Genomic DNA, 19509 nt, shown 5'->3' with positions numbered 1-19509 from the left:
AGAATATACATTTTGTATGTTAATTGGTCAGTCGTAGTTTTTTTTCAATGCGTCCCTCGTTGATCTTGACTGACCGGAAAACGGCCTGTTATTTGCCTCGATCCCGTTGCTTCTCTTCCTCTTCCCGTTTCTTTTCTTCCTGTTTCTTTTGCCACTCTTCCATCTCATGCAACTTTTTATCGATCAGCGCGCTGTTGTCATTGTTGTTCTCTTTTTTCTCGGCTTTTTCTTTTTCTTTCGCCTCTTTTTCCTTCTCTTTTTCCTTTTCCTTCTCTGCTTTCTCTCTTTCCTTCTCCGCTTTTTCCTTTTCTTTGTCTGTCACAGCGGGAACGCCCTTGTTCTGTCCCTGCCCTGGACTGCCATGATTGCTCTTTGCCGGAGCATTCGGCGCATTGCTTTGCGAGGATGCCGAATTCTCTCCACTGCCTGCCGGCTGATTCTGCTTAGGCGTACCCTGGGAAGCGGAATCCCCCGGTTCCTTCTGCGGCGGTTCTGCCTTGTCAGGAGCGTTGTCGCCAGGTGAGGCAGGATCGTCAACGGATTGCTGCACCGTTACCGACTTTGGCTGTGAGCCGGAGGTTTGGTCGACGACCCCCGCGGGTTCGCCTCCCTTGGTGAGCATAAACAAACCGAACAGCAGGCAAGCAGCCGCCACTCCGCTGCCCGCTTTTGCCGCCCACAGGGGAAATCTGCGGGTTTTTGTACGGGGTTGTTCCTGAGCGGCAGCCGCCCGGCGCTCCAACCTCGGCAGCTCTCCCTGCTTTGCCGCCAGTACGGGGACAGGATCTGGGATTTCAAGCTTAGGCAGAATGGAATCGACGATACTAAACGGCGGGGTCACGTTGGGAAGCTGCTCCAGCTGGGCGGAGACTCGCTGCAGCCGGGAGTAGACCAACTGAAGTTCCGGATCGGCTTGCAGATGCTTCTCCAGTACAAGCTTTTCCTCCGGACTCAGGTCGCCGTCGAGATCCCTTTGGATCAGTTCCAGCATATCTGCCGTCATCCCTTCACCCCTCCTTCCTGATAGTCGTACAGAAGTTCCTGAAGCTGCTGCCTGGCCCGGAACAAGTAGGACTTCACCGTGTTCAGCGGCAATTCAAGCGTATCGGCAATCTCCTGATAAGACAGTTCCTGTAAATAGCGTAAGACAATGACAACGCGATAGTGATCCGGCAGCTTGGCGACTGCCTGATGAACCTCATGAGTTAGATCGTTCAACAGAAACTCTTCCTCTACATTGTTAATAACAGGCAACGCTAGCTCGTGCTCATCAATCGAAATCGTTTCTTTTTTCGAGCGAAATTTATCCATGCAAATGTTGCTGACAATACGCTGAACCCACGTGGAAAATTTTGCCTTTTCCTGGAATAGGTGGATTTTTTGATAAACCCGAATCAGCGTTTCCTGGGAGGCATCAAGTGCGTCTTGCTCGTTGCCCAATATATAAAAGGCACTCCGATAAACAGAGTTTTCGATAGAGCGGAGCAATTCGATCATCGATTCCCGATCACCCGCCTGAGCTCTTCTAATCAGCTCTGCTTCGACCATTATTTCTCCTCCTCTTCAGACGTGGCGCTGCTCGGAAAAGTTGCAGATGGCAAAGGCGATTTTTTCCGTTATGTATTTGTACTATAAGATCAGTTGATTTGTACACTCCAATTAATTCCATCCCGGTTGATTCTGGCCGTGACCGCACCGTGCCAATCTGTTCTGTAAATCGTGGTGCCGCCGTCTTTTAAGCGCTCAATTACTGCTGGTGCGGGGTGGCCGTAGCGGTTTTGCGAACCGACGGAAATCACCGCCACCTTCGGGCGTATTTCGTTCAGGAAAGCTTCCGAACTGGACGTTTTGCTGCCGTGATGGCCGATCTTTAATACATCGATCTGCGGAAGTTTGAAGGTTTTCATCAGGTGTTCCTCCCCTTCCCGTTCCAGATCGCCGGTAAACAAAATGTTTTTCCCATAAGCGGTCAACAGCAAAACGACTGACTGATTATTCTCATTGCCTTCGCCCGAACCGCCCGGATGAAGCCACGTCCAGCGGACATGCGGGCTGTCCCGCCACCCGGAACCGACTGTTCCGCTGTAGACGGAGACGGATCTTGCCCTCAATTCGTCGAGTATCTCCTGCTCAAAGTCCTTGGGCGGCTGCCCGTTTACCAGAGCAGCTCCAATCCCGAAGCGGGGGATGACAGCGGCCAATCCGCCGATGTGATCGAAGTCGCCATGCGTCAGCACCAATCGGTCGATTCTCTCTATACCGCGGGAACGCAGAAACGGTACGACGACGTCTTTGCCCACTTCAAACGGCGAACGTTTGGCTCGCCAGGGCTCTTTTTCTGCAAATCGAATAGTTCCTCCTCCATCTATCAAGTATACTGTGTTTCTACCAATTTCGACAACGGCGGAATCTCCCTGACCGACGTCCAAAAACGTAATTTTCACTTCGTCAGTGCCGGATAAGGGCTGTCGAGCCGCCAGAAGCAGGAGGCAGATAGCCAGCGCGTACATGAGCATATCGCGCCTGCGATGGTACCCCCGCTTCCACAAGTGCCAGATGGCGGCGATAGCGGCCACATAGCTCAGAATCCAGCCCACGCCAGGGTGAGGCCAATTGGTAAACGGTACGATCAGACCGCCAAGCTGAATCAGCCAGTGATGCAGCAGCGTGAGCAGTCCATCGACCAGCTTCCCTGGCAAAAAGGCAAGGGCCGGGTGCAGATGAGACAGCAGCAGCGCCACGTAGCCCGCAGGCAGCACAAGCAAAGACAGGACAGGGACTACCAGAATATTGAGCGGCCAGGAGAGCGGCGAAACCTGATGAAACCAGTACACCAGAAACGGAAACGAGGCAAGCTGTGCCGCACAGGAGACGGCAAGCGACGAACGCAGCCAGGGCGGACCGGCATACGGTATGGCGTCCAACAGCGGAACCAGGCAGATCAGGCCGAGCGTCACGGCGAATGACAGCTGAAAGCCGATCTGAAACAGCAGATACGGATTGTACAGCAGCATCAGCAGAAGGGCGAGACCCCACAAATCCAAAACGGCAAACCGGCTCTTCACGTACCTCCCCCACAGGCCGACTCCCCCCATCAACCCGGCCCGGACAGCCGAAGGAGATGCGCCGACGAGCATCACATACCCGGCCAGGAAGAGAATCGTGATCAGCAGAGCCTTTTCGCGGACAACTCCAAACCGTTCCAGCAGCCATAAAAATCCGCCGCTGACCAGCGATACGTGCAGCCCCGATATAGCCAAAATATGAATCAACCCCAGCCCAGAGTACACCTCCTCAAGCTGTGGGTCGACCGCGTCGCGAACGCCGAGCAAAAGCGACTTCATATATCCTGCAGTCAGCGGATTGCTGAAAAGTTGATCCAATTTGGCCGCTTCCACCTGTTGGACGCGGCCAAACCAGGAGAAAAGCGACCAACCCGCAGCCCCTTCTGTTAAATCGGCATACTCCGCCGCCGCCGTCACCCGGACACCCTGCCAGCGCAAGTAATTGGCGTAGTCAAAACCGTGCGGATTCCGCGCCGGATCAGGCAGACCCAGGCTTACCCTGCCGGCAAGACGAGATCCGACCGACCATGAGGCGATACCCTTCACCTGTTCCTCCTCGCTCAGCTTGACTCGCAAGGCGATTCTCTCTTTGGGAGATAGCAAATCGGAAGGAGCGGATCGACCAAAGCGGTCTGCCAGCAGAAAAAAGCGGACACTGTCCCCGTCCAGCTTGACCGGCGAATCGATGATCCCCTCGATCAGCAGATCGGCCTCAGCCTCGGCGTAGGCAACCAGTGTCGAACGGTGCATGTAGTCGTATATGACAAAGGCAGATGCCGACAGGGCAATCAAGCCGCAGAAGGCAATGACACACTTGCGCAGCTTGGCCGGAACGGCAAAGAGTCCGATCGCTGCCGCGGCGGCCACGCCAACCAGCAGCCAGAAGTATGTGATTGATGCGGCCAATGCCACCCCTGCCGCCCAGAGCATGCCGGCGGCAAAGAATCGATTCTCACTGCGTCCCACGCCCTTGTCCCTCCGCTCTCGGTTTTTCCCGATGATACGCTAAATGGGAAGGACATAAAAAACGCTGTCTGGCCTCATGTCCCATGTTGGACTAGGTGTTTGGCAGATTGCACTGCCGTTTAATACATGATAGATTTAGCTATAGTGTTAGTAAGGCAACCCACTGCGAGAGGAAGAAGCATAAACTTATGTGTGGAATTGTATCGCTCTTTAACAAGCGGAGTGTGCCCGTTCAGCAGGAGGTCATGGAAATGATGACCAATGTCATCCTGCACCGGGGGCCTGACGACAACGGTATTTACACCGAAGATCATGTCTCTCTCGGTTTTCGCCGTTTGAGCATCATCGATGTCGCGGGCGGCCACCAACCGCTTTTCAACGAAACGAAGGACATGTGGATCATTGGCAACGGAGAAATCTACAACTACAAGGAACTGCAAGCCTGGTTGAAAGATTGCGGACACGTCTTTGAAACCGGTTCAGATATTGAAACCATTCTCCACCTCTATGAGGAAGTGGGTTTTGATGCACCCAAACACCTTCGCGGCATGTTCGGCTTCACGATCTGGGACCGCCGCCGGAACCTGTTGTTCGGCGCTCGCGACCATTTTGGAATCAAGCCGCTTTACTACACGGAAACGGCCGATGCCATCGCAGTCGGCAGCGAAATCAAAAGCCTGCTGGAACTGCCCGGCTTGAAGCGCGAGGTAAATGAAACGGCTTTCTACCACTACTTAACCTTTCAATACGTGCCTGACCCAAATACGATGTACAAAGGAATTTACCGCGTTCCGCCGGCCCATTTTTTCGTCGTTCAAAACGACCAGATCACCCTCGTGCCCTACTGGGAAGCAAAATTCGCTCCGGACGAGAGCAAGCCTTTCAGCTATTTCGTCGAGGGGACGCGGGAAGTGCTGCTCGAATCGGTCAACAAGCACCGGATGAGCGAAGTGCCGCGCGGAGCCTTTTTGTCGAGCGGAGTGGACTCCAGCAGTATCGTTGGCATGCTGCGCAGCTTTGAGCCGGTCAAGACTTTTTCCGTCGGCTCCGACATACCTGGCTACAGCGAACTTGAATTTGCCAGGCGGACGGCGGAGTATCTGGGGAGTGAACACCACGAGGTCGTCATCTCTGCCGAACGTTATCTGAATGAACTGCCCCGCCTGATCTGGCATCAAGACGAACCGGTCGCCGACCCTTCGGCGATCCTGCTCAACTTCGTCGCCGAACTGGCCGGTCAGCACGTCACGGTAGTCCTGTCCGGCGAGGGGGCAGACGAATTCTTCGGCGGGTACAATATCTACCGGGAGCCCCACTCCTTGCGCATGTTTGCGGGCATGCCCCAGTGGATGAGAGGCTCGCTTCGCACCATTGCGGAAAAGCTGCCAACCAACATAAAAGGGAGAAATTTCCTCATCAGGGGATCAAAGACTGTAGAAGAACGCTTTTTCGGCAACGCGCTGATCTTTGACGAAGAACTGAAAGAACGGGTCGTCACCCGGGACATCTCACACCTGGACAGCTATGAGAATCCCTGGATGATCACCGAGGAGATCTACAAAAAAGCAGCCGCTTACGATGACGTTACGAAAATGCAGTACCTGGACATTCACACGTGGCTGCGCGGTAACATCTTGATGAAGGCAGACAAGATGACGATGGCCAATTCCCTCGAGCTGCGCGTTCCGTTCATCGACGTGAAAGTCTTTGAATTCGCCGCCACGATCCCGACCAAGTACAAGATTGCCAACGGGACGACGAAGCACGTCCTGCGGGAAGCGATGAAAGATTTTCTGCCGCCCGATATCAAAACGCGTCCGAAGCTGGGTTTCCCTGTACCGACGCGGCATTGGTTGAAGAACCAGTTTTACAAATGGGCAAAAGAGCTGATCTTTGAATCGAAAGTGGATTACCTGATCAACAAAGCGTTTGTCCTGTACATGCTCGATGAGCATCGCGAGGGGCATGCGGATTACAGCCGGAAGATCTGGACGATTCTCGTCTTCATGCTCTGGCACCAAATTTTTATCGAGCAAAAATATCAGTTCGAACCGTACGTCAGTCCAACCGTCGAAATCCGCCGGCAAAAATCGGCAGATCTGCATCAGCAGATCGGGTAGGATTGCAGGCAAAAGCTGCAATAGTAGACAGGATGAATAGACCAATTGAAACAGCCTGAGTCCTATCGATTAGAACTCAGGCTGTTCTCATTTCTTTTCGAATCCCTTGGCCGCTACGCCTTGCATAATTTTTGCGCTCCCCCTCTGTCTTTTTATAAGATCTCAGCAAGGAGATTTTATAAAAAGACAGAGGGGGTTTATAAAATGCTGTACGATTTGTGGGAGCGGCACCGCAGGATCATTCTCATGATCGGCATCACGCTGTTTGTACTTGTCTCGTTCTTGTTCTATCCGGGAGGGCCCAAGGATGCCCCCTCACTTCCGCTGCCCGCCTACGCCGCCGCGGAAGCAAGTAAAGACACGCCCCTGCCCGTGGAGAATGTGGAGAAAAAAACAGATAGCCCGCCTGCGCCTCCGGCTGTAAAGTACGTTGACGTAAAAGGGAGCGTCAAGCAGCCTGGTGTCTACACCTTCTCCGATAACGAGCGGATTCAGCAAATGATTGCCAAAGCCGGAGGATTTTTGCCAGAAGCTGATGCAGACTGCGTCAACCTTGCCCAGCCGCTCACGGACGGCATGGTGATCTTTATTCCCGCCAAAAACGCCCAGTGCGGCCCGTGTGATACCCTCGGTCGAACCGCTGGTACTGCAAGCGGAGGTTCCTCGAGCGGACAGGCTGCTTCGGGCGGCGACAAGGTAAACTTGAACACGGCCACCCTGCAGCAGCTGATGACGCTGCCCGGAATCGGCGAGACCCGGGCACAGGCGATCCTCGCGTACCGCGAGCAGCATGGCCCGTTCTCTTCTCCGGAACAGCTAAAGAAAGTAAGCGGAATCGGCAACACTACGTTTGACCGGCTGAAAGACAAAATTGCCGCTCCATGACCAAGGCGTTATCCGGTATGCTTGATCCCGGTATGGGCTTTTACCAGGATCTCGGTGTGCTTTCTCTGTTCCTCCGGTGTCGCACCGCCGCTCAGAACGGTACCGAGGTAGCAGGCCAGGAATCCGAGGGGGATTGAGATGAGAGCTGGATTCTTTAACGGGAATATGGCCTCTTCCATCACATTGCTGCTGAGCAGGATCAGGCCGACAGAGCTGATGAGTCCGGTCAACATCCCTGTAATTGCACCTTTTGTGTTAAATCGCTTCCAGAATATTGTGAACAGAATAACCGGCAAATTCGCGCTGGCGGCAACGCAGAAGGCGAGGGAAACGAGGAAGGAGACATTGAAGTTTCGTGCGCCCAGCGCCAGCAGGATGGAAATGATGGATATGCCGATCGAGGCCCACCGCGCAGCACGCATCTGTTCTTTTTCCGTCGCCTGGCCATGCCGGAGCACATTGGAGTAAAAATCGTGGGCGAACGCGCTGGCGGCTGAGATAACCAGTCCTGCCACCACTGCCAGAATGGTGGCAAATGCGACCGCCGAAATAAACGCCAGGAAGAAGTCTCCGCCAAGGTATTGTCCCAGCAGCGGGGCTGCCAAATTGCCCGCTTTATTCTCCGCAATGATGACTTCCTTGCCGACAAAATAGGCCGCACCGTAGCCTAAAATTGGCGTCAGCAGGTAGAACACCCCGATCAGCCAAGTGGCGATGACAACTGATTTGCGGGCAGTTACCGCATCCGGCACCGACAGGAACCGGATGAGAATATGCGGCAGCCCGGCTGTTCCGAATACCAGTGCCATATTGAGGGAGATCGAATCCAATCCGACAGCAATCGTCGTGGGAGGCGGCGGCGCAACCATCTCCACGCCCAGTTTGGCCTCCACCTGATTAAACATCTCTACAGGGTTGAAGTGAAAATGGGCCAGTACCATGATCGCCAGGGTAATTGTCCCGAACATCAGCAGCACTGCCTTGACGATCTGCACCCACGTGGTCGCAAGCATGCCGCCGGCCACGACATAGATGGTCATAAGAATTCCGATGATGATGACGGAAGTGGTGTAGTCAATGTCAAGCAGCAGCTTGATGATCGCGCCGGCGCCAACCAACTGGGCGATCATGTAGAAGGTGCTGATCGTAATCGTACTGAGAGCAGCCGTAGAGCGAATCGCCTTCACGTTAAACCGCGACGCGATCATGTCTGCCATTGTGTATTTTCCCAAGTTTCTGAGCGGTTCGGCGACCAGCAGCAAGACGACCAAATACGCTACCAGATAACCGATGGAAAAGAAGAAGCCGCTGAAACCGTTTAGCGCTATAGCACCGGCAATACCGAGAAATGAAGCTGCCGACATGTAATCCCCTGCGATGGCAAGTCCGTTCTGCCAGCCGGTAATCGATCCGCCGGCGACGTAGAATTGACTGGTCGATTTGTTCCGTTTGGAAGCCCAGTAGGTGATAATCAGCGTGATGAGGATAATGATCACAAACAAACTGAAAGCGGTTCCATTCATCCGGCCTTCACTCCCTTCCCCTCCGCCTCTTTCTTCACTTGTTCGACTATCTTGTCAAAATTGGTTGCCTTGCTCGCGTACAAGTGGCAAATGATCCAGGTCATGGCAAATTGGGCAAAAGCATAAAGATACGCCCAGTTGATCGCTCCGATTGCTCTTCCGTTCAACGAGGTCGTAAAGGCTGTCAGCAGGGGGAGCATAAAGTAGAAAACGATAAAAAAGATGGTTGCCGGGATGATGAACGATTTTTTTTGCCGCATCAATTCCCGGAAAGCGGGTGATTGGACCACTTTGTCCCAATCAGGTTGACTCATGCATTTTCCTCCTTCTGGTTCCCAATTTTGCAAAGATCGATTTCCAATCTCTGCCTATTTTAATTTATTACAGTATTCTGCCAATTTCAACACACATTTCTTGCATGTCTGCCGCCTGGGGCATTTTTCCTCCCCCGCTGTCATACTATGCAAAAAAGAAGATTCGATAGGAGGATTTCCATGCAGGTTGGCTTTATCGGTACGGGCAGTATGGGGGCCATCCTCATTGATGCTTTTATCGCCGCCCATTCACTCACACCCGACAAGATCATCGCCTTTAATCGGACGCCCGATAAATTGACAAACCTGGCTGCTCGACATCCCGGCCTTCGGGCTGCAAACTCGAATGCTGAAGTAGCGAAAGAGAGCGACATCGTGCTGCTTTGCGTCAAGCCGCTGGAGTATCGCCAGGCACTGGAAGAACTGGGAGATACCTTGACGGAACAGAAGATCCTCGTGACGATTACGAGCCCCGTCCAATTGGTTCAATTGGAGGAGCTCGTCCCCTGTGCCGTCGTCCGGGCTGTGCCGAGCATTACCAATGCCGCTCGCAGCGGACTAACACTGATAGAGTTCGGCCAGCGCGCCACGGATGGACAGCGGCGGTTGGTGCTCTCCCTGTTCTCCCGGATCAGCCAGCCGCTGGAAGTGTCTGAGCGTTTCTTGCGGATTGCCTCCGATCTTAGCAGCTGCGGTCCTGCCTTCCTCAGCTATTTGCTGCAGCAGATGATTCAAGCGGCCGTCGATGAAACGGGCATTTCCCGGGAATCGGCCACATTTCTCACCACGCAGATGGTCATGGGCTTTGCCGATCTCCTCCGTCAGGACGTGTTCTCCCTACCCTCCCTGCAAGAGCGCGTCTGTGTTCCCGGAGGCATCACAGGTGAAGGTTTGATCCCCTTGCAGGAACACCTTCCCGGAGTGTTTCAAGAGGTATTCAGACGAACTCACGCCAAGTTTGCCGAAGATCGTGAGGCGATGAGCGAACATCTGAAGCTTGCAGCAACAGAAAGGAACGAAGCAGCCAAAGAATCTGTCTGATCTGGCAGCCGGACCTCAAAGCGTGCGGCTGCAGCCGATGAGCGAAAGCAGCACGTATGACGTATGGCCGTATGGTTCCAAAGCGTGCGGTCGCAGCCGAAAAGCAATAGCTGCACGTATGCCGCATAGAGGTCGTCGGAACGGCCGGGAAAACAAAAAAAGAGCGCCCCTTTCTTTGGGACAATGGTGAAAAATTGTCCCAAAGAGGAGCAACTCCTTATGCTTTCTACCAGTATAACGGCAGGCTTTTTAACCGACGACGATATTGACCAGTTTGCCGGGGACCGCAATCACCTTTCTGACGGTCTTCCCTTCGATCAGGCCTTTGGCCTTGTCGTGGCCGAGCACGAGCGATTCCAGATCTTCTTTTGACAGGCCGCTCGGCACGACCAGCTTGTCGCGCACCTTGCCGTTTACTTGCACGACAATCTCCACTTCATCGAGCACAAGGGCATCGGCTTCGTAGCCGGGCCAGCTTTGCTCGTGTACAGAGCCGGTCTTGCCGATCAACTCCCACATCTCCGCTGCGATATGCGGTGCAATCGGCGCCATCAGCACGATCAGCGTCTCCAAAGCGAAGGCCAGTGTGCCGCGGTCGGCTTCCTCGGGATAGGCGTACAGCTTGTTGACCAGTTCCATAATCGTGCTGATCGCCGTGTTAAATGTGTACCGCTCGCCGATATCCTCGGTAACCTTTTTGATCGCGTGGTGGGTCATCCGATACAATTCTTTTGCATCCGCGCCAGACGGGTCGGCCGCGGCAGTCCCGTTTCTCATCATGTCCGCATGGGATTCGACCAGCCGCCACACGCGATTCAGGAAGCGGTAGCTGCCCTCTACGCCGGTATCGGTCCAATCCAGGTCGCGTTCCGGCGGCGCGGCGAACAGAATGAACAGGCGGACTGTATCGGCTCCGTACTTTTCAATCATCTCGTCCGGACTGACCACATTTCCTTTCGACTTGGACATCTTCGTTCCGTCCTTGAGCACCATGCCCTGGGTCAACAGGCTGCGGAACGGCTCCTCGCAAGAGATCATGCCTGCATCATGAAGCACCTTGGTGAAGAAACGAGAGTACAACAAGTGGAGGATCGCATGTTCAATTCCGCCGATGTACTCGTCTACCTGCATCCAATTGTCCACATTCTCCTTGGCGAACGGAAGCGCCTCGTTTTGCGGGTCGGTATACCGCATGTAGTACCAGGAAGAATCGATGAATGTATCCATCGTATCCGTCTCCCGCCGGGCCGCCTTGCCGCAGCTTGGACAAGTCGTGTGGACAAACTCGTCCGATGTCGTCAGCGGATTTCGCTTGCCGTCAATGACGACGTCTTCCGGCAGCATAACCGGCAGCTGATCCTTCGGCACAGGAACGACGCCGCAGCTGTCACAGTAGATCATCGGAATCGGGGCACCCCAGTAGCGCTGGCGGGATACCAGCCAGTCGCGCAGCCGATAGGAAACCGTCGGACCGCCAATTTCCTTTTCTCCCAGATATTTGGCGATCGCTTGAATCGCCTCGCGATTTGGCATGCCGTCGAAGATGTCGGAATGAATCAGCGTGCCTTCCCCGGTATAGGCGGCATCGATGCCAATTTCCTCTACCAGCATTTCGCTGTCCGGATTGATGACTGCTTTGATCGGCAGCTGGTATTTTTTGGCAAATGCAAAGTCCCGCTCGTCGTGAGCCGGCACGCCCATTACCGCGCCCGTACCGTAGTCCATCAGCACGTAGTTGGCCACCCAGATCGGCACCTGTTCGCCTGTCAGCGGATGTTTGGCGTAGGCGCCGGTAAAATGGCCCACCTTTTCCGCATCGGCGGAGGTGCGGGAGATGTCGCTTTCCTTCTTCATCTGCTCCACAAAGTCGGCAACCTGCTTTTCCTGCGGTTTCCCGGCAATCAGGCGGGGAACGAGCGGATGTTCAGGTGCGATCACCATGTAAGTAACACCGTACAGTGTATCAGGCCGCGTGGTGAAAACGGTGATCTTCTCGTCAGCCAACTCTGGCAGGGTAAAGGTAATATTGGCCCCTTCGCTTTTGCCGATCCAGTTCTTCTGCATCGTCCGAACTTTTTCCGGCCAACGCGGCAGGTTCTCTAGATCGTTCAGCAAGCGCTCGGCATAATCGGTGATTTTGAGGAACCACTGCTCCAAGTCCCGTTTTGTCACTTCCGAATCGCAGCGCCAGCAGCGGCCGTCAATCACCTGTTCATTGGCCAAAACAGTGGAACACTCCGGACACCAGTTGACAGAAGCCCGCTTCCGGTAGGCAAGTCCGCGCTCATAGAAGGTCAAGAACAGCCACTGGGTCCATTTGTAGTAATCGGGAGAGCAGGTGGTTACTTCACGCGACCAATCGATGCTGACCCCCAAACGGTGCAGCTGCTCCTTCATGTGGTTGATGTTTTGATACGTCCACTTCGCCGGGGCGGCGCCAAATTTGACGGCTGCATTCTCCGCCGGTAGACCAAAGGCATCCCAGCCCATCGGATGGAGCACTTGATAACCGTTCATCCGTTTCAGTCGGGCGATAATGTCCCCGATCGAGTAAACCCGCATATGACCTATGTGCAGGTGACCGGAAGGATAAGGAAACTGCTCCAGGCAGTAGAATTTTGGTTTTGATTTGTCTTCATTTGTCTTGTGGCTTTGTCGTTCCTTCCAGACCTTTTGCCACTTTTGCTCAATCAAGGCTGGATCGTATTGCTTTGCCATAGAAAAGCCTCCCTCAACGACATGTAAATAAAAAACCTCCCATCTCCAACAGCATGCTGTCAGGGACGAGAGGTTACTTTCCCGCGGTACCACCCTACTTGACGAACGAGTCTCTGCCGTACGCCCACTTGTGCTTCCGTAACGTGGAAGGGTCGCTTCACCATACGCAGCCTCGCAGCCTTCCGGTGAAGAGCTCAAAGGCGAGTTCAGAAAAGATTGGGTTGACTTGCACCATCCGCCAACTCTCTTTATGCCGAATCCATTTCCTACTGCTCCTCGTCATTGCCAATCATACTCATCATTACCAATCATTATAGTCAGAGATGTCGCTTCCTGTCAACTTAAGGGGCGGCGTGCCGAAAAAAATAGGCGTTCACTCTCGGGAGTCGGCGGCAACCAGGTAAAATCCCCCGTGATGACAATATCTTCAAAGCCAGCTGCCCTCAGCCACCCGGCCAGCTGGATCGGCTGGTAGGTGCGCTGGACGTGGACCTCTTCCATCCTGCGGAACAGGTCTCCGCGCTCTTGGATGAAGAAGGTAAGCTGATGCTCCACTTCAAGCCGCTCGGGTTCGCAGCAGCACTGCCAGATGTAGTTGATCTCGTTACCCGTTAAGGTAAACGTGTTGTCGCCAAAGACCTCTACGATCTTGTAAGGGCTGTGAACGTCGAACAAAAAAGTCCCACCGGGCCGAAGCTGGGCAAATACGCGCTCAAACGTCCGCTCGACATCCCCCTCTTCGAGCAGGTAGCAAAGCGAGTCGCAAAACGAAATCACCGCATCTGACTCCGGCAGCGCCAGCTCCCGCATGTCCTGTTCGACCCAGGTGACCAGCGCCTGCTCCCGCTTCATTTTTTCGTAGGCGATCGAAAGCATTTCGGCGGACAAATCTACACCCGTGACCTGGTAACCCCGCTTGGCCAGCGGAATGGCTAGATTTCCCGTACCGCAGCCTAAATCGATGACGCTCTTCGGCCGTCCCGTTCTGCTCCAGACCGCTTCCGCCCAGTCCAGCCACTCGCTGTAGGGGGCATCCGCCATCAGTGCGTCGTAAACGGCGGCTAAATGCGTGTAAGCCACGGCCTTACGCCTGTTTGCTGAGGGAGACGTGTTCCGCCTCGCTCCACAGCCGTTCGATATGGTAGAAATCCCGCTCTTCCTTGTGGAAGACGTGTACCACGACGTCGCCCAGATCGATCAGTACCCAGCGTCCTTCATCTGCGCCTTCGATGCCGCGAACCTGATATCCATGCTTGTAGACTTGATCGCGAATTTCACCTGCGATCGCCTGCACCTGCCGTTCGTTATTGCCGTGACAGATGATAAAGTAATCGGCGATGACCGACAGCTTGCTGATATCCAAGGTCAGGATGTTTTCCGCCTTCTTGTCCTCTGCCGCCTTCACAACGAGGCGGGCCAGTTCTTCGATTACATTTGCCACAAAACCCCTCCTATCGGTTGAGTTGATCGTTGTATGCTGTCAGGGTAAGCGGATGGACCCGCTTTTTTTGCTCGATCAAATGGGTGATCGTGCCGCCGAGGGCCTCAGCCAGAGCCAGATTGAGGTCGCTTTCGGCCAGCCGGCGGATGTTGTCCACACCGGGATACGCCCGGCCCGGTTCAATGTAGTCGGCCACACAGACGACCTTTTCCAAGAGGGACATCCCCGCCCGGCCAGTCGTGTGGTAGCGCACCGCCTGAATAATCTCCGGGTCGTCAATCCCCAGTTCGGTCTGGATCACGATCGCTCCGACGAAGGCATGCCACAGCTCCTTGTCGCCGGTCAAAATATCCTCGGGAAAATCGTAACGCAGCAGGTATTCGCGCATCCGTGCCATCGGCCAGCATTTGCAGTAGTCGTGGGCAAAGCCGGCCAGCTCCGCCTTGTCCGGATCGGCGCCGAAGCGCTTCGCCAGCTCGCGGGCAGATGCAGCCACGCCAAGGGTGTGGGTGTAGCGCTTCTCATTCATCTGGGCGCGAATCTGTGCCAGCAGCTTCTCCCGATTGTACAACAGCTCCATACAACCCCTGCTCCTTTATATAGTCTGTCACGGCGGCGGGTACGAGATAGCGCAGGCTTCTCCCCGCTCTCACCTTTTCGCGGATCAGCGTAGACGAGAGATCCCAAGCCGGCATGTCGACAAATGTCACGTAACGGGCCAGCGCAGCCTCGTCGTAATCCGCTCGCGGGCGGGCCAGGCCGACAAAGCGGACCAGGCTGACCAACTCTTCGATCATGTACCAGCTTGGCAGCATCTCTACCATATCGCCGCCGATGATAAAGTAAAACTGAACGTCCGGATAGAACCGGGTCAGCTCCCGCATGGTGTCGATCGAATACGACGGACCGCTTCGCCGGCATTCGATGTCCGTCACCCGGAAAGCGGGATGGTCGGCCGTAGCCAGTTCCGTCATTCGCAGGCGATGCCTCGCTTCCGCCATGCCTTTGTGCTCCTTGTGGGGCGGAATGTAGGCGGGCATAAACCAGACTTCATCGAGCCCGACCTGTTCCCGCGCCTGTTCTGCCGCGAGCAGATGCCCGTTGTGAATCGGATCAAACGTTCCGCCCAGTATCCCAATCCGTTTTTGCATCGTTTCCCGTCCTTACGGAAGCGTAATCGTTTTATGTTCTACAGATTCCTTATATAAGACGACAGTGTGGCCGATCAGCTGGACCAGCTCGGCACCGGAGCCTAAGGCCAGCGCTTCCGCAACCTCGTGCTTGTCGTCCAAGTTGTTTTGCAGGATCGATACCTTGATCAACTCGCGAACTTCCAAAGCTTCCTCTATCTGCTTCAGCATATTTTCGTTCACTCCGCCTTTGCCCACCTGAAAAATCGGGGTCAGGTGATGGGCGAGTGAGCGAAGATAGCGCTTTTGTTTTCCTGTTAACATCATATCATCCTTCCAAGCGTTTGAGCACCGACTCGCGCATCAGCTCCGTCGGTGCAGGCTGCCCGGTCCACAGCTCGTAGGCAAGCGCCCCTTGATTGACGAACATCCCGACGCCGGAGTGTGTTCGGGCACCAGCCTGCCTCGCGTGACGCAGCAGTTTTGTCTCTAATGGATTGTAAATTAAATCGCTGACGAACAGCCGCTCATGCAGCCACTCCGCCGGTATCGGCGTCTCGTCGACATGGGGATGCATCCCGATCGAAGTGGTGTTGATCAAAAGCGTAGCGGCCTCCACAGCCGCTTTCAGCTCGGTGGAGCCGATCGTTTTCACCGCAGTGATCGATTTCAGCTGTTCTGCCAAAAATTCCGCCTTTTCCCGCGAACGGTTGTATATCTGCAGCTCTTTTACTCCTTGGTCAGCCAAGGTAAAAGCGACCGCCCGGGCCGCGCCGCCCGCTCCCAGGAGCACAACCACCTGGTCTGTGAGATTGATCTTCATCTCTTCCACCAGCGAGCGGACGTACCCAAGCCCGTCCGTATTGTATCCGATCAACTGCCCCTGGTCGTTGACGACGGTATTGACCGCGCCGATCTGACGAGCCAAGGGATCAATCCGGTCGAGAAAAGGCATGATCGCTACTTTGTGCGGAATCGTCACGTTGACTCCCCTGAGGCCGAGTGCGCGGATGCCGGCCACGGCGTCTTTCAAATCGTCAGGGGCGACGTCGAAGGCCGTGTAGGCAAACTCCAGGTTCTGTGCGGCAAAGGCTGCATTGTGCATCAGCGGAGATTGCGAATGGCCGACCGGATGGCCCAACAACCCCACCAATACGGTTTTGCTCGTTATCATCTCTATTCCCCCCAGCGGTGCTCCCGTTAGATCAGCGCTTTGCGGACGGCAACGCCGACGCCTTTCGGGACGTGTACTTCCAGAATGGCTTTCTGTTTGCCCTGCAGCGTAACCCAACCCAGGCCGGAGATGACGATGTCAACCGGGCCGGCGCTCTCGATCTTCAGCGTATGTCGAGTAAACGGCGGCAGCAGCTTGACCGCTTCGCCGACTGGCGGAGCCAGGAGCTCGCCATGGTGTTTCGCCATCAGTTCGTCTGCTTTTTCCAGCTTGGTGCGGTGAATCGGCAGGGCGTTGGCGACGTAGACGACAAACGGCTGACGTTCGCCGCTGACGTAATCGATCCGCGCCAATCCGCCGATAAACAGGCTTTGCCGATCGTTTAATTGATAGGTTTTGGGATTGACCCGGCTGATCGGCGTCAGCTTCCGCAGGTCCTGCGGGGTGACCATATGGCCGATCTGATCCCGATTGATGATCCCGGGAGTGTCGTAGATAAAGCGCCCGTCATCAAGCGGGATCTCAATCTTGTCCAGCGTCGTTCCCGGGAACGGAGAAGTCGTAATCTCCACACCCGCAGACCCGTAATCGTGGATGATCCGATTGATCAGGGTAGACTTGCCGACATTGGTGACCCCGACGATATATACGTCCCTGCCCCTGCGAAGTTCCCCGACTCGCTGCAGCAGTTCGTCGATCCCCTGTCCCTTTACGGCACTGACCAGCACGACGTCGACCGGGCGAAGTCCCAGCTGTTTGGCCTCGTGCTGCATCCAGTTGCGGACGCGGTTGGGGTTGATGCTGCGCGGCAAAAGGTCGACCTTGTTGCCGACGAGCAGGATCGGATTGTTCCCGACGAAGCGAGGCAGTCCGCGCAGCCACGACCCTTGAAAGTCAAAGATGTCGACGACCATAACGACCAGGCTGTCCGTAGCCCCGATGCCGTTTAAGATCCGCAGAAAGTCGTCGTCCTCCATGTCGACCGGCGCCACTTCATTGTAGTGTTTGATCCGGTAGCAGCGCTGGCAGATGACGACGTCCCGGCTCAGCGCAGATACGGGGGCGTACCCCTGCTTCGTCTTGTCTTCCGTCTGTATGGCGACGCCGCAGCCGGCACACTGCAGCGGCTCATCCGGGCTCACGAATGGTTCTTCCACGTAATCAATCCCTTTCTGCGCATCCAGTAAAGCGCAATCCTTTCCATGCGGCGGTTAAACCGGGTCCAAAATCCGTCGGTACTGGCAACCGGGACAACGAGAATCGTGTGGAACCCGAGCAAATTTCCGCCCAGGATGTCCGTAAACAACTGGTCCCCGATCACCACAGTCTCTTCAATCCGCACATCCATCTCGCGGATTGCGCGCAGGAACGCCCGGTTTAGCGGCTTGCGCGCCGCCCAGATAAACCGGATGCCGAGCGGTTCGCAAAAGCGCAGCACGCGCTCCTGATTGTTATTGGAGACGACCGTCACCTGTATGCCGGCCTCGCGCATGCGCGACAGCCACGCCAGCACCTCCGGAGTAGCCTGTGGCCGATGCCACTCGACCAGTGTGTTGTCCAGGTCCGTGATGATGGCCCGGATATTTTTCGCTCGCAATTCTTCTATATCAATATCGTGAATTGTCTCCACGAATTGGCTCGGCATTACTTTTTTGATCAGCCTAAGACACCTCCAAAACATCCCGTCAAGGCCTGCTTTACTCTGTTCAGTATGTGATTATCGGGACTAACTATATCACATCTGCAGCCTTGTTTGCAAAAGAAAACGGCCCCCATAAAAGGGGCGAAGGCAAGGAGAGGTTGCCTGCAATCGAAATTTTTGTATTTATTATTTAGCGAAGGCAGGTTACGCTATTACAGACTTCTATCATTCTTGTTATTACGAAATGGACGAAGCGAGGTCTTATTCATGTCGATTCTTACTTCCAGCAATGCAAACCAGAGAAAATTGCTGTTCAGCGCAGGGCTTAGCTGGCTGTTCGATGCGATGGATGTGGGGATTATCTCCTTCATCGTCGCCGCGCTGACTGTCGCCTGGGACCTCACCCCGCAGCAGGTGGGCTGGCTGACCAGCATCAATTCCGTCGGGATGGCCGTCGGAGCGGCGATGGCCGGGATTTTGGCGGACCGCTACGGGCGAAAAAACGTGCTGATCGCCACTCTGCTCATCTTTTCCGTCGCCACCGGGTTGTCGGCACTGGCCCATTCCTTTCTGATCCTCTGCGTGCTGCGCTTTGCGGCCGGGGTGGGACTGGGCGGCGAACTGCCCGTCGCCTCGACGCTCGTATCGGAGTCCATGCCTGCAGCCCAACGCGGACAAGCCGTCGTGCTGCTGGAAAGCTTTTGGGCAGGCGGTTGGCTATTGGCTGCACTGGTCGCTTACTTTGTCATCCCTGTGTACGGGTGGCAGGCGGCTTTTGTGATCGGCGCCATCCCGGTGCTCTACGCCCTGTACCTGCGCCGTTCCATCGAAGATTCCCCGCGTCATACGGCAGTTCGCGGGCGAAAGGAGCGCTCCTTTGCCGAAAATCTGTCAGCGATTTGGAACCGCGAACACCGCCGCTCGACCATCATGCTGTGGATCTTGTGGTTTACCGTCGTGTTTTCGTATTACGGCATGTTCCTTTGGCTGCCGACCGTTATGGTCATGAAGGGGTTTAGTCTGATCAAGAGTTTCGAGTACGTGCTGATCATGACGCTTGCTCAGCTGCCAGGGTACTTCACGGCCGCCTACTTTATTGAGCGGTATGGCCGAAAATTTGTCCTGGTCCTCTACTTATCGATGACGGCACTCTCCGCCCTCTGGTTCGGCAATGCCGGTTCCCTGCCCGCTTTGCTGGCATCCGGCATCTTTCTCTCCTTCTTCAACCTGGGAGCATGGGGCGGCCTGTACGCCTATACGCCGGAGTTATACCCGACGACGATACGCTCAACAGGGGCAGGCATGGCCGCTTCTATCGGCCGCGTCGGCGGAATCGCCGCCCCGCTCCTGGTCGGCCTGCTCGTCGCCGCCAAGTTCAGCATGGCCTGGATTTTCACGATGTTCTTCAGCGTGATCCTGATCGGCGTCTTGGCGGTCGCCTTCCTCGGACAGGAGACCCGGCAGCGGGAATTGGCAGATGAATAGCGCAA

General features: G+C 55.2%; 18 protein-coding genes and 1 other annotated feature. Of the genes, 4 read left to right on the top strand and 14 right to left on the bottom strand.

Features of this window, described 5'->3' with window-relative positions:
- Window positions 1–88 precede the first annotated feature (88 nt).
- The 3 genes from ACI7RC_RS25295 to ACI7RC_RS25285 form a co-directional block, all read right to left on the bottom strand.
- Window positions 89–1003 carry an anti-sigma factor gene (locus tag ACI7RC_RS25295; protein WP_408110958.1) on the bottom strand — a complete coding sequence of 305 codons (915 nt, stop codon included), beginning with the start codon at window positions 1001–1003 and terminating at the stop codon, window positions 89–91.
- Window positions 1000–1548 (bottom strand): RNA polymerase sigma factor, encoded by a 549-nt coding sequence (locus ACI7RC_RS25290; protein WP_408110957.1) that lies wholly within the window; start codon window positions 1546–1548, stop codon window positions 1000–1002. The genes ACI7RC_RS25295 and ACI7RC_RS25290 overlap by 4 nt, the downstream gene beginning before the upstream one ends.
- 89 nt (window positions 1549–1637) lie before the next feature.
- Window positions 1638–4031, bottom strand: coding sequence for a DNA internalization-related competence protein ComEC/Rec2 (locus tag ACI7RC_RS25285; RefSeq protein ID WP_408110956.1), 2394 nt, complete (start codon window positions 4029–4031; stop codon window positions 1638–1640).
- 188 nt (window positions 4032–4219) lie between these two features.
- On the opposite strand from ACI7RC_RS25285, the gene asnB reads away from it, so the two are divergent.
- Both asnB and ACI7RC_RS25275 read left to right on the top strand, forming a co-directional pair.
- Entirely contained in the window at window positions 4220–6151 is a 1932-nt protein-coding gene (gene asnB / locus ACI7RC_RS25280) for an asparagine synthase (glutamine-hydrolyzing) (protein ID WP_408110955.1), read from the top strand.
- Window positions 6152–6355: 204 nt separating this feature from the next.
- Complete coding sequence (locus ACI7RC_RS25275; RefSeq protein ID WP_408110954.1) at window positions 6356–7036, top strand: helix-hairpin-helix domain-containing protein; 681 nt, start codon at window positions 6356–6358, stop codon at window positions 7034–7036.
- An 8-nt stretch (window positions 7037–7044) separates the two neighbouring features.
- Here the strand turns inward: ACI7RC_RS25275 and ACI7RC_RS25270 are convergent, their stop codons facing one another.
- Together ACI7RC_RS25270 and ACI7RC_RS25265 are read right to left on the bottom strand one after the other, a co-directional pair.
- Window positions 7045–8559: a solute symporter family protein gene (locus ACI7RC_RS25270; RefSeq protein WP_408110953.1), complete on the bottom strand. Its 1515-nt coding sequence runs from the start codon at window positions 8557–8559 to the stop codon at window positions 7045–7047.
- Entirely contained in the window at window positions 8556–8873 is a 318-nt protein-coding gene (locus tag ACI7RC_RS25265; protein ID WP_408110952.1) for a DUF485 domain-containing protein, read from the bottom strand. The genes ACI7RC_RS25270 and ACI7RC_RS25265 overlap by 4 nt, the downstream gene beginning before the upstream one ends.
- A gap of 147 nt (window positions 8874–9020) precedes the next feature.
- Between ACI7RC_RS25265 and comER the strand changes: the two genes are divergently transcribed.
- A complete protein-coding gene (gene comER / locus ACI7RC_RS25260; protein WP_408110951.1) occupies window positions 9021–9914 on the top strand; it encodes a late competence protein ComER in 894 nt (297 codons plus the stop codon).
- Between the two features lie 249 nt (window positions 9915–10163).
- Here comER and leuS read toward each other — a convergent pair whose 3' ends face one another.
- From leuS to ACI7RC_RS25215, 9 genes are all read right to left on the bottom strand, one after another.
- Window positions 10164–12632 carry a leucine--tRNA ligase gene (gene leuS / locus ACI7RC_RS25255; protein WP_408110950.1) on the bottom strand — a complete coding sequence of 823 codons (2469 nt, stop codon included), beginning with the start codon at window positions 12630–12632 and terminating at the stop codon, window positions 10164–10166.
- 58 nt (window positions 12633–12690) lie between these two features.
- Window positions 12691–12924: a binding site (T-box leader), on the bottom strand.
- A 44-nt stretch (window positions 12925–12968) separates the two neighbouring features.
- On the bottom strand, window positions 12969–13712 hold the full coding sequence (locus tag ACI7RC_RS25250) for a class I SAM-dependent DNA methyltransferase (protein ID WP_408110949.1): 744 nt from the start codon (window positions 13710–13712) through the stop codon (window positions 12969–12971).
- 4 nt (window positions 13713–13716) lie between these two features.
- Window positions 13717–14073 carry a ribosome silencing factor gene (rsfS, locus tag ACI7RC_RS25245; RefSeq protein ID WP_019120013.1) on the bottom strand — a complete coding sequence of 119 codons (357 nt, stop codon included), beginning with the start codon at window positions 14071–14073 and terminating at the stop codon, window positions 13717–13719.
- Between the two features lie 10 nt (window positions 14074–14083).
- Window positions 14084–14653 (bottom strand): bis(5'-nucleosyl)-tetraphosphatase (symmetrical) YqeK, encoded by a 570-nt coding sequence (yqeK, locus tag ACI7RC_RS25240; RefSeq protein WP_408110948.1) that lies wholly within the window; start codon window positions 14651–14653, stop codon window positions 14084–14086.
- Window positions 14595–15224, bottom strand: a complete 630-nt coding sequence (locus tag ACI7RC_RS25235) for a nicotinate-nucleotide adenylyltransferase (RefSeq protein WP_408110947.1) — start codon at window positions 15222–15224, stop codon at window positions 14595–14597. Before ACI7RC_RS25235 ends, yqeK begins: the two co-directional genes overlap by 59 nt.
- Window positions 15225–15236: 12 nt before the next feature.
- Window positions 15237–15527, bottom strand: a complete 291-nt coding sequence (yhbY, locus tag ACI7RC_RS25230) for a ribosome assembly RNA-binding protein YhbY (RefSeq protein WP_408110946.1) — start codon at window positions 15525–15527, stop codon at window positions 15237–15239.
- Between the two features lie 4 nt (window positions 15528–15531).
- Complete coding sequence (locus tag ACI7RC_RS25225; RefSeq protein ID WP_408110945.1) at window positions 15532–16377, bottom strand: shikimate dehydrogenase; 846 nt, start codon at window positions 16375–16377, stop codon at window positions 15532–15534.
- 26 nt (window positions 16378–16403) lie between these two features.
- Complete coding sequence (gene yqeH / locus ACI7RC_RS25220) at window positions 16404–17534, bottom strand: ribosome biogenesis GTPase YqeH (RefSeq protein WP_408110944.1); 1131 nt, start codon at window positions 17532–17534, stop codon at window positions 16404–16406.
- Window positions 17516–18058 (bottom strand): YqeG family HAD IIIA-type phosphatase, encoded by a 543-nt coding sequence (locus ACI7RC_RS25215; RefSeq protein WP_408110943.1) that lies wholly within the window; start codon window positions 18056–18058, stop codon window positions 17516–17518. The genes yqeH and ACI7RC_RS25215 overlap by 19 nt, the downstream gene beginning before the upstream one ends.
- A gap of 228 nt (window positions 18059–18286) precedes the next feature.
- Here ACI7RC_RS25215 and ACI7RC_RS25210 point away from each other — a divergent pair, with 228 nt between their 5' ends.
- Window positions 18287–19504 (top strand): MFS transporter, encoded by a 1218-nt coding sequence (locus tag ACI7RC_RS25210; protein WP_408110942.1) that lies wholly within the window; start codon window positions 18287–18289, stop codon window positions 19502–19504.
- Window positions 19505–19509: the final 5 nt, after the last annotated feature.

The organism is Brevibacillus sp. B_LB10_24, assembly GCF_046036945.1.
Lineage (GTDB): Bacteria > Bacillota > Bacilli > Brevibacillales > Brevibacillaceae > Brevibacillus_C.
The sequence above is the reverse complement of the archived record's forward strand: the minus strand, read 5'-3'. Positions and strand labels throughout refer to the sequence as shown.